This is a genomic window from Pseudomonas luteola NBRC 103146, assembly GCF_002091675.1.
Lineage (GTDB): Bacteria > Pseudomonadota > Gammaproteobacteria > Pseudomonadales > Pseudomonadaceae > Chryseomonas > Chryseomonas luteola.
Map to the genome: position 1 here is coordinate 135,643 of NZ_BDAE01000014.1, position 10,423 is coordinate 146,065.

General features: G+C 53.8%; 13 protein-coding genes. 4 read left to right on the forward strand and 9 right to left on the reverse strand.

Annotated elements, in window-relative coordinates; all coding sequences use genetic code 11:
* Nucleotides 1–187 precede the first annotated feature (187 nt).
* Nucleotides 188–1,117: an AraC family transcriptional regulator gene (locus tag PLU01S_RS15855; RefSeq protein WP_074828259.1), complete on the forward strand. Its 930-nt coding sequence runs from the start codon at nt 188–190 to the stop codon at nt 1,115–1,117.
* Between the two features lie 128 nt (nt 1,118–1,245).
* Here the strand turns inward: PLU01S_RS15855 and budC are convergent, their stop codons facing one another.
* The 8 genes from budC to PLU01S_RS15895 form a co-directional block, all read right to left on the reverse strand.
* Entirely contained in the window at nt 1,246–2,013 is a 768-nt protein-coding gene (budC, locus tag PLU01S_RS15860) for a meso-2,3-butanediol dehydrogenase (RefSeq protein ID WP_074828255.1), read from the reverse strand.
* A gap of 40 nt (nt 2,014–2,053) precedes the next feature.
* Complete coding sequence (locus PLU01S_RS15865) at nt 2,054–2,893, reverse strand: oxidoreductase (RefSeq protein WP_074828250.1); 840 nt, start codon at nt 2,891–2,893, stop codon at nt 2,054–2,056.
* A gap of 29 nt (nt 2,894–2,922) precedes the next feature.
* Nucleotides 2,923–3,228 carry a putative quinol monooxygenase gene (locus PLU01S_RS15870; protein WP_074828248.1) on the reverse strand — a complete coding sequence of 102 codons (306 nt, stop codon included), beginning with the start codon at nt 3,226–3,228 and terminating at the stop codon, nt 2,923–2,925.
* A gap of 64 nt (nt 3,229–3,292) precedes the next feature.
* Complete coding sequence (locus PLU01S_RS15875) at nt 3,293–4,051, reverse strand: SDR family NAD(P)-dependent oxidoreductase (RefSeq protein ID WP_074828244.1); 759 nt, start codon at nt 4,049–4,051, stop codon at nt 3,293–3,295.
* 263 nt (nt 4,052–4,314) lie between these two features.
* Entirely contained in the window at nt 4,315–5,220 is a 906-nt protein-coding gene (locus PLU01S_RS15880) for a LysR family transcriptional regulator (protein ID WP_074828241.1), read from the reverse strand.
* A gap of 71 nt (nt 5,221–5,291) precedes the next feature.
* The gene (locus PLU01S_RS15885) at nt 5,292–5,723 is read right to left on the reverse strand and encodes a nuclear transport factor 2 family protein (RefSeq protein WP_074828238.1); all 432 of its coding nucleotides are present in this window, start codon (nt 5,721–5,723) and stop codon (nt 5,292–5,294) included.
* Between the two features lie 41 nt (nt 5,724–5,764).
* Entirely contained in the window at nt 5,765–6,364 is a 600-nt protein-coding gene (gene wrbA, locus PLU01S_RS15890) for an NAD(P)H:quinone oxidoreductase (RefSeq protein WP_074828235.1), read from the reverse strand.
* Between the two features lie 122 nt (nt 6,365–6,486).
* Complete coding sequence (locus PLU01S_RS15895; RefSeq protein WP_074828233.1) at nt 6,487–7,395, reverse strand: LysR family transcriptional regulator; 909 nt, start codon at nt 7,393–7,395, stop codon at nt 6,487–6,489.
* A gap of 145 nt (nt 7,396–7,540) precedes the next feature.
* On the opposite strand from PLU01S_RS15895, the gene PLU01S_RS15900 reads away from it, so the two are divergent.
* The 3 genes from PLU01S_RS15900 to PLU01S_RS15910 all read left to right on the forward strand — a co-directional run bounded on the left by PLU01S_RS15900 (nt 7,541) and on the right by PLU01S_RS15910 (nt 10,145).
* The gene (locus PLU01S_RS15900) at nt 7,541–8,461 is read left to right on the forward strand and encodes a pirin family protein (protein WP_074828230.1); all 921 of its coding nucleotides are present in this window, start codon (nt 7,541–7,543) and stop codon (nt 8,459–8,461) included.
* Nucleotides 8,462–8,723: 262 nt separating this feature from the next.
* Entirely contained in the window at nt 8,724–9,161 is a 438-nt protein-coding gene (locus PLU01S_RS15905) for a DoxX family protein (protein WP_074828227.1), read from the forward strand.
* A 57-nt stretch (nt 9,162–9,218) separates the two neighbouring features.
* The gene (locus PLU01S_RS15910; RefSeq protein WP_074828224.1) at nt 9,219–10,145 is read left to right on the forward strand and encodes an NADP-dependent oxidoreductase; all 927 of its coding nucleotides are present in this window, start codon (nt 9,219–9,221) and stop codon (nt 10,143–10,145) included.
* Between the two features lie 84 nt (nt 10,146–10,229).
* Here the strand turns inward: PLU01S_RS15910 and PLU01S_RS15915 are convergent.
* Nucleotides 10,230–10,423: transposase (locus tag PLU01S_RS15915; RefSeq protein WP_139803984.1), on the reverse strand; the 194-nt coding region annotated here is incomplete at its 5' end.

The following is a 10,423-nucleotide window of genomic DNA, read 5'->3' on the forward strand; positions in this document are numbered from 1 at the left end:
CTTCAATCAACCTCACCGTCAGATCGTTAACCTGAGCGTAACGATTTGAGGCGTGAGCCATGTGGTGATGGTGCCCCTACCGAACGCTGAGCAGTGATTACTTTCCTCGCGATGCGCAGGCTGCTAAAACATACATACCTGATTTCGGCTAAATCCCTGACTGGATATTGCGCAGGAGAACCGCGAGATGACGAACCTTGCAAGCGAGTACGCTGAAGCGTTGGACTCTATGACGTCCCGTCGCGTTGAGCTGGTCCGTATCGTTGAGCGCTTTGCTCCTGACTTTGGTGTCCATCCAACTGCCATTCAGCCACTGCATCTGATTCGTAGCGATCAGCCGACACAAACCATCCATACTGTTCATAAGCCGGGTCTTTGCATCATTGTGCAAGGAGCAAAAGAAGTTCAGCTGGCGGAAGAATGCTACCGCTACGATCCGCTTCACTATCTCGTGGTTTCCGTTACCCTGCCGCTGGCAGGCAAGGTGATCGAAGCGACCAGTGATAAACCATATCTGTGTCTTCGTCTCGATCTTGACCCTTGCGAAATCGCTCAGCTGGTTTCAGATGCCAGTCCGATCGGCGTCCCTGATCGCCCGGCGGAGCGCGGGTTGTTTCTGGACCAGATTGATCCGTCCATTCTGGACACCATGCTGCGCCTGTTGCGGTTGCTGGAGTCTCCAGATGACATTCCCATGCTTGCGCCCATGGCGATAAAGGAAGTCTACTATCGATTGCTTAAAGGTAAGCATGGGCATCGCCTGTATGAAGTGGCGTTTGGGGATAGCCAGGCCCAGCGGGTGGCGCGTGCGATTGATTGGTTGAATAACCACTTTTGCGAGCCGCTCAGTATCGATGCCTTAGCCAAGCACGTAAACCTTAGTACATCTGCGTTTCACCATCGTTTCAAGGCGGTTACCGCCATGAGTCCCTTGCAGTATCAGAAGCAGTTACGCTTGAACGAGGCGCATCGGCTGATGATGTCCGAAGGTCTGGATGTGACCAGCACCTGTTACAGAGTGGGCTATGAAAGTCCCTCGCAGTTCAGCCGGGAATACAGCCGCTTTTTTGGCGTATCGCCGGCCAAGCACATTGGGCAATTCAGGCGAAAGGCATAATCCGCTTTGGTATCAATATGATGCTATCCCGACTAGGGACTTTAGGGCTGGAAAGCCAGTTAAACATTTCGGCATCATGCTCTAAAGGAAGCTAGTGACTTCAGAACATGATGCCTTTTTAATAGTGTTTACTTGCCCCATTCAGGCCCGCCATCGGTGGCGGTTTGTCCTCTGTCCACAGGTAGCGTTACGCCTGTAATGTAAGCGGCCTCTTCGCTGGCCAGGAAGGCAATGGCGGCGGCAATTTCTTCCGGTTTCGCTGCACGGCGCAAGGGAATACGCTCCCACGCCTTTTCAAGCAAGGCCTCGTCATCCATGATCTTTTCTACCATGCCGGTAAGAGTAAGACCGGGACACACCGTGTTAGCCCGGACTCCATATTTGCCATAATCACAGGCGATGGAGCGTGTCAGGTTGGCTACGGCTGCTTTGGCTGCACAATAAGCAGAGTGCGACCAGCCGCCACCCAGTGAAGAAACGGACCCAACATTGATGATGACTCCCTTTGCGCGAGCCAGATGTGGCACTGCACGACGGCTGATATAAAACACGCTATCCAGATCCGTGCCCATACAGGCTCGCCAATGATGATCACTGGTTTCGCTGATGCTGCCGACCAGATTCATACCTGCCGCATTAACAACTGCGTCTAACTGACCAAACCGTTCGACAGTATGATCGACCAGCCGGTCGCACGCTTCTCGTTGCGACACATCTGCCACCTCGGTCATTACCCGGTCAGAAGAAAATCCATCGGCTACTGCTTCAAGGCGTTCAGCGTTTCGCCCAGAGAGAACAACCGAAGCGCCCTCTGAAAGAAAGCGGCGGCCCGCTGCTTCGCCGATGCCAGAGCCTCCGCCTGTAATAACAATGACTTTTTTGTCAAATCGATTCATGGTTCATTCCTCGCAAGGTGAACAAACAAAAGGTCATTTATCAGCCGGGATAGTCGGCACCGCGCGAGACGGCTTCCCAGTCTCCAAAATCTCGCGCAAGTTCATCTAACTTGCCTAAGGCGCACTCGAATGCGCTATTGCCCAGCAGTAGGCGTGCCGGTTTTTCCTGGCTTTCAACTGCTTTAAAAATGGCTGCGGCGGCTCGGGCGGGATCGCCAGGTTGCCTGCCAATCGACTGGTGATAGGCTTCGATAGCTGCACCGGCTGTCGGTGTATAGTCTTCATGGGTGTGCGGCGTTTCATGCGCTGACCCTGCCCACTCCGTACGAAACGCACTGGGCTCTACCGTCATGACATGAATGCCTAACGGCGCCACTTCCTGGCGGAGTGTTTCTGATAATCCCTCAACGGCGAATTTGCTGGCGCAGTAGTATCCTACCGCAGGAAAGCCGCAGAGCCCGCCGATGGAGGTCAGATTGACGATGATGCCCTGCCGCCGTTGGCGCATACCAGGCAAAGCGGCTTGAAGCATATTCGCAACACCATAAAAGTTAACATCCATCATCTGGCGTACCTGGTTGAGGTCGCTTTCCTCCACTGAAGCGAAATACCCAACGCCGGCATTATTCACCAGCACATCTACAGCGCCGAAAGCAGCTTCGGCTGACTCGATGGCGATCTTTGCCTGACGCGGGTCTGTAACATCCAGCGGCAGTACCAGCGCCTCACCTTTATTCTGAAGGTCCTTTAACTGCTCGGGCTTGCGTGCCGTTACCACTACGCGGTAACCCTGCGCCAGTACGTATTCCGCAATGTGACGGCCAAACCCAGTGGAGCAGCCTGTCACAAACCATACGGGGGAGTGTGCTGTCTGATTCATGGGATCTCTCCTGTCATATTGATAACGGGTTATGCAGGCTCCAGATCGATCAACTGAAAAGCCCGCATGTCAATCTCACCGTCCATAAGTGCTGGGAGCTGCGCCAGAAAGGCTTTTACATAAGGCCGCTCAAGGTGAGCGGCGAGGTCTTCTGGAGAGCGCCAGACCTCGTGGATAAACCACTCGTTCGGCTCGTCGCGACCTTGATGAACCCTATAGGCGAGGCAACCCGGTTCATGGCGTGAGGGTGCTATTAATGACATCAGCTGCTGGCCCAGCACCTCTGTCTTACCCGACCGGGCGCGAATGAAAGCGATATTAGTAAACTGAGACATAGGGAGGTCTCCGTAGTCATTCAGGGCCTGCTGCCCTGATAGAGCAGCAGGTGTACGAAAGGACTCAAACGGTGGTATAGCCACCGTCTGCCATGACAACCGAGCCGGTCATGAAGCTGGCGCGATCGGAAGCGACAAACGCAATCACTTCGGCAATCTCCCTGGGCTGGGCGACTCGCCCAATCGGAGCACGGGTGGCATGTTCACGCAGAAAGGCGCGACCGTCGGGCATGATGTCATCCAGAATGCCGGTCTCTACATCGCCAGGCGCGACGACATTCGCGCGAATATTATGCGGCGCGCCTTCAAGCGCCAGAACCTTGGTCAGCTGGGCGACAGCCCCTTTCGATGCGGCATAGGCGCCGATAGTGGGAAATGCCACTTGGCAGGCATAAGAGCCTACATTGACGATGGCGCCGCGCTTGTTATCGACCATAACGCGCATCGCTTCACGGGAATGCAGGAACATGCCTCGCGCGTTGATATTCATGACCTTGTCCCATTGCTCGATGGACATATCGGTCACATTTACATTGAGAATGACCGCAGCATTGTTGACCAGAATATCAACCCTGCCAAAGCGCTCCATGGCAAGGGCAACCGCACGCTGCGCGGTGGATTCTTCGGCTACGTCGCCTACCAGCGCAGCGATGCGCTCTGATCGTTGCTCAAGCTCGACGACGGATGGCTTGATATCTTCAGCGACGACATACGCGCCACGCTCGGCAAACAGTGTGGCCACAGCTTCGCCAATCCCACCGGCTGCACCGGTCACAATGGCAACTTTACCTTCAAGTTCTTGAATGGGAGTGGTAGTCATCATGTCTCTCCTCAAATGTTCAAATGCCGCAGGCGGCTGTTGTTGAAGTCGAGATCACGATATCGAGTTTGCCCGGCATGATAATCGCCGCGTTTCTTCATGCCTTATGAAGGAGGGCTAAATAATCGAGAGGTAGATAGGGCAGGGATGAAAGGGACGCATAGGACGGCCGCTTCTACGGCAGACATACAAGTGTTAGTGTCGGTTAGCTAAATCCAAATGCTGATAACGGCTTTACTGGCCGCGAATTATCATGTGTTGGCTCGTCAACGCCTGCGCGCGGAGTCTTTTTTCAGAAAATCGATAAATGCCCGTAGCGAGGCCAGCTGTTGGCGCTGACGAGGATAGCTCAGATAAAAACCATCAAACGGCGCGCACCATTCCTGCAGTAGCGGGACCAATGTTCCAGCTTGGATAAAGGGCTCCATCTGGTCTTCCAACCAAAAGGCAATGCCCACGCCGTTGACTGCAGCCTCAATGGCTACACGCTGATCGTTGACGATGAGCGGGCCTTTGACGGCTATGGCGAACCACTCAGTATCACGCTTGAATTCCCAGCGATACGGATGGATCTGGCCTGGCCAGCGCCAGTTGATACAGCGGTGATTTTCCAAGTCATACGGTGTTTCCGGATACCCGTACCGCTCAAGATAACTCGGCGAGGCGGCTGGAATCTGTCTGAGTTCAGGCCCTAGCTTGATGCCAACCATGTCCTGCTCAATAAGCTCTCCCAGGCGCAGAGTGGCATCGAACCCTTCCGCAACAATATCCACGGGCCTATCATCTAATACGACATCCAGCTCTATCTCGGGATAGGCCTCGGAGAAAGGCTGGAAGATTGGCTCAAGAAAAACACGTGAGGCCAACCGAAGGGCATGCACACGTAATCGACCGGAAGGCTTCTCACCAAATAAACAGGCGTTCTCTACAGCGTTTGCCACCTCCTGCAACGCCGGTCTAAGCCGCTCAAGCAGGTGCTCGCCGGCAATGGTCAGACTTACGCTGCGTGTCGTGCGATTGAAGAGGCGCACCCCCATGCGCTCTTCCAAACTACGTATCGTCTGGCTAAGTGCAGAAGGGGATACCTGCAACTCTTCAGCAGCCCGAACGAAACTGCCACGTTCAGCAATCGCCACGAATGCCTGGAGTTCCGCATAATTCTGACCACGCATGGTAAGCATCCTGTCTGGTAGGTCTGCCTGAAAAGCACAGCGTACGGAGGCATTATGAACGCAAAGGCTCTTTAATCAGCACTGATCACCTCAAAACTCGGTATGGGAGCCTCAAGTGCAACTGCAGCTCTGACCGGATCAAAGTACTCGCGAATGAATGCAATGTTTCCGTCTTTTACGCGAACGAACAGCACATAGTCCTGACGATACGTCCTACCCGTTGCCGTAATAATACCTTCCGCCTTTACTTCCGCACTCGCTTCATCGGGACTATCCGAGGCATGAATTCTAAGGTCATAAAAGCGGAACTGCTCTACCGCACCAACGAACCAGCCTACGTGATGAAGCACCGCTTCACGCCCCGCCAGTTGTGCGGGATGCCCTAGTGACGGGGCAAAGGGAAGCTCCCATAAAAGATTATCCGAAATTAAGGTTTGCCATTGGGGCTGATTGGCTACGAATGTGTCGAAGTGTTGTTGCAGCAGTTCGGTTGCAGTGCGCATTGCGGTCTCCTGATTATGTAAGTGAAGAACAAAAGCGCTGCTCAGCCGAACAGCTTGATAGCGGTTCTTGCCGTTAATTCACCTTGGTGCCGCGCACCTTCAAGCTCTGTTTCGCTCGGCAGACGTGAGCCGTCTCCCGCTGTGATGGTAGTAGCGCCATATGGTGCGCCACCTACCACCTCTGTAACACCCATCTGCCCTTGATGGCTGTAGGGGAGTCCCACAATCGTCATGCCGAAGTGCAATAAGTTGGTGATGATGGAGAAAAGGGTCGTTTCCTGGCCGCCGTGCTGTGTAGCTGAGGCCGTAAAGGCACCGCCCACTTTGCCATTTAATACACCGCGTGCCCATAAGCCGCCTGCTTGATCCAGAAACGCGGCCATCTGGCTGCTCATCCGGCCAAAGCGGGTCCCTGTGCCCACAATGATCGCATCGTAATGCTCAAGATCGGCAATGGTTGCTACCGGTGCTGCTTGGCCAAGCTTGAAATGCGCACTCCTAGCGATCTCTTCCGGTACCGTTTCAGGGACACGTTTGATATCTACGTCAGCCCCTGCCGCCCGCGCGCCTTCTGCTACAGCTTCAGCCATGGTCTCGATATGACCGTAAGAGGAGTAATACAGAACCAGAACCTTAGCCATGTGATGTCTCCTGAGTGAAATAAGCGGCCAGTGCCGCAGTGGAGAAACTTTCGCATGGCTCAAGATTCGAAAATAGCCAGCTAATATCGACCGCTTCGTTCGATAAAATCGAACGGTAGCGATCAAAGGTTTTGTGCGGCCTGTGCCTTGAAGCGATCTATCAACCATGTGGCAGCTGGGCCAGGCGGTGAATCTGTACGATAAATCACGGTAAAGTCGTACGTGCCACCAGGACAATCTGGCAAATCCAGTAATACCAGCCTATTTTCGGTAATATCACTCTCTACCATGGGCTGCGGCATATTTCCCCAGCCAATACCTTCCTTGAGTAGCATGTGTTTGGAACCAAGGTCAGCCAGACGCCAGGTGCGGGCGCTCATAACCGCGTATTCCTGTCCCTCGGTCAGTGTGGAGCGGTCCGTCAGGACCAATTGCACATGCTCACGGGTAGCGCCAGGAGCGTTGGCGCTGGCTGAGGCCAACGGATGGCTGGGTGCTGCAACCGGCACTAAGTCAACGCTGCCCACTGCAATCCGCTCCAGACCGTCAAGGTTAGTAATCAAAGGACCGCTGACACCCAACGCAGCGCCTCGATTCAGTACCCGTTGCGTGACGGCGCCTAATGCTTCTATATGAAGATGGAGGGAAACCGTGGGAAAGGTTTCTCGAAATACCTTCAAGGCATCCACTACCCGCGCACTGGGCAACATGACATCCAGCACCAGATGGATCTCAGCTTCAAGACCTTGCAGGAGCCCCTTTACTTTGGCACGCAGTCCGTTGATGCCGCTATATACCATGCGCGCTTCGGCTAATACTGTTCGCCCCGCGTCTGTCAGCTGAGGTTTACGAGTAGTTTTGCGATCAAAAAGAGTCACGCCCAACTGCATCTCAAGGTTAGCAATGGTATAGCTGATAACAGACGTAGCCCGGTGTAGCTTACGAGCAGCCCCGGCAAAACTCCCCACCTCGACAACGGTAAGAAAGACACGCAACTGGTCCAGCGTAGGCGTACCGGGATCAGACATCATTTCGAATTCCTCGAACGTTTTAATGCATATTATCTGGATTTTGCTGAACGCCCATCTGTTTTAGTCTGGCCTGGTAGTCACTTCCGAGTGAAGTCTTTTGCCTGCAATTCGCCGATTGCACCTATGCCCTGCGAGGCCCGCAACCATGACGTTATCGAATTCTGCATCCGCTATTGAGCATCTCATCCTGCCAACCGTAAGAGATTTGGGTGATGGCTTTAAAGTACGCCGCGCCTTACCTTCTGCACAGCGACGTACCGTAGGCCCCTTCATTTTTCTGGACAGCTTTGGGCCAACCGTTTTCAAGGCAGGCGAGGGGCTTGATACACGGCCCCATCCGCATATTGGTTTGTCGACCATGACTTACCTGCTGGAGGGCGAGATGCTGCATCGCGACAGCGAGCACTATGTCCAGACCATACGGCCGGGCGAAATCAACCTGATGACGGCAGGTAAAGGAATTGTTCACTCCGAGCGCAGCACCGAGTCAGCCCGGCAAGCAGGTGGTACGGTATTTGGCTTTCAGTCATGGCTAGCGCTACCGGTTGCCCATGAAGAAGCCGACCCAGGCTTTCAACATGTCAGTGCAGCAGAGATTCCTGTAATAGAGGACGAGGGGGTTACCGTCAGGGTACTAGCTGGCGCGTTGCATGATAAACAGGCACCTACACGCACGTTTTCTGATCTGTTCTATGCCAACGTGGTACTGGAGGCCGGGGCGCGCTATCGCATCCATAAAGAACATGTCGAAAGGGCCATCTACGTCGTAAGCGGTGAGGTTACGGTGAGTGGGCAGGATGGCCGCTTCGGTCGGGACCAGCTGGTTGTCTTCAAACCAGAAACCGAGATTGTACTAAGTGCAACGGGACTGACTCGGTTGATCTTGCTGGGAGGGGAGCCGCTTCCTGAAAAGAGACATATCTTCTGGAATTTTGTATCGAGCCGCCGTGAGCGCATCGAGCAGGCTGCCGAAGACTGGCGTTTACAGCGTTTTCCAGGCGTACCTGGAGAGCATGAGTTCATCCCGTTACCGGAAACACGAATCAGTTTAAAAGCCACTGTGTAAACATCATCGCGTTATCCTGATGCCCGCCCGGATGCTATTCGGAGCGGGCATTGTCTTTTCTGCACCTACCCAGAGACTACTAGCCGCCGCTATCTCCTGAGCTTCACACCTTGAAGCTCAGGAGAGTTAGGCCTATAGGTTATGTTCGATTAAATCGAATCTAATGGTCTAAATTAGTCGGCTATTGCGAATAGCAAACCACAGGCAGACTTCTCCCCATCGAGACACATCATGGTGATGCGTCCTAAATGAGGATCTACTCATGTCACAGTCAGCCAACCTTGTTCAAACTGCTCCGCATACAGCCGCTTCCAATGCTTCAGCAGCTACAACTGCATTGCTGGGCCGGATACTGATCAGTACGATCTTCATTCTTTCAGGCATTTCCAAAATTACTGCGCCCGCCATGATCATGGGTTATATCGAGTCGGTCGGTTTGCCGTTTCCTGCCATTGCCCTCGGAGTTGCCGTGTTGGTTGAGGTGGTAGGCGGTATAGCGTTGGTCCTCGGTTATCAGACACGAGCGGTGGCTGCGTTCCTGGCCTTGTTTAGCGTAGTGACCGCACTGGCCTTCCATAGCAATCTGGCTGATCAAAATCAGTTCATTCATTTCTTCAAGAATATCGCCATGGCCGGTGGGCTTCTTCAAGTAGTGGTTCTTGGGGCTGGCCAGTACAGCCTGGACGCCCGCCGTAGCTGATAGCAGATGCCAGGCTAGCGGCCTGGCATAACTTGCAAACCCTTCGCTAGAGAAATCATCAGGAAAGCCATACGTGCACAGCAATATGGGAACCCCGACGTACTCCGCCTTGAAGAAGTAGCTGATCTGACGCCGGGTAAAGGACAAGTATTGATCCAGGTGGCCGGCAGCGGAATAAATCCAATCGACTGGAAAGTCCTCTCCGGTGCCATGAAGCAGTTTATCCCCTTACCGTTACCCTATACGCCAGGGGTTGAAGTCGCAGGAACGGTTATCGCATTAGGTGAGGGCGTAGACACATTCAGCCTGGGCGACGAGGTTTTTGGCTTCATCGGTATTACAGGTGGGTACGCCACCCAGGCCGTAGCGGATGCCGACCGTTTGGTCTTAAAGCCCAACAACCTTTCATTGCTAGAGGCAAGCGGCGTGCCGGCGGCAGCCTTGACAGCTTGGCAAGCCTTGCATGAGCATGCCGCCATTAAGGCAGGCCAACGTGTCCTGATCCAGGGAGCGGCGGGCGGGGTTGGCAGCATGGCCGTACAGTTGGCTCGTATAGCTGGCGCTGAAGTCATCGCGACGGCATCTGCCCATAATCATGATTACCTACATGCACTAGGCGCTACGCAACTCATTGATTACCGCCATGAAGCCTTTGAGAAAGTCGTTTCGGATGTAGATATCGTAATCGACCTTGTAGGCGGCGAAACTCAAGCCCGCTCCTGGTCAGTGTTAAAAAAGGGCGGTGTGCTGGTGTCACCCGTCAGCGCGCCGAGTGAAGAGGCTGCTCGTAGCATAGGGGCAACAGGCAAACGCTTCGCTACCCGTTCAGATAGTAAGCAATTGGCACAAATTGCTGACCTGTTTGATCAGGGAGCACTTAACGTCGAAGTAGAAACTATGCGCTTGTCTAGGGCAGCTGATGCGCTACAGAGAAGCCTAGCAGGCCATACGCGAGGCAAGATTGTGCTGGAGGCTGGAGAATAGCAGGATTCCAAACGTTAACATGATGAATACTTAATGGCCGGTTCTCTAAAGCCGGTCATTTATTTTAGCCAATTTTGAAAGGTATTAGGGTTTGTCTGAAAAGTCGGCACGCATGCATCGCTCGATACAGGCCAGCGTTACCATGGCCTTGAAGCTGCTAGCCAGCTTGTCAAAGCGAGTACAGAGCCGACGCTTTTCCTTTAACCAACTGAACAGCCGCTCGATCACGTTACGCTGTTGATACTTAGGCCTATCAAACAGGCGAGGCAGACCTGGCA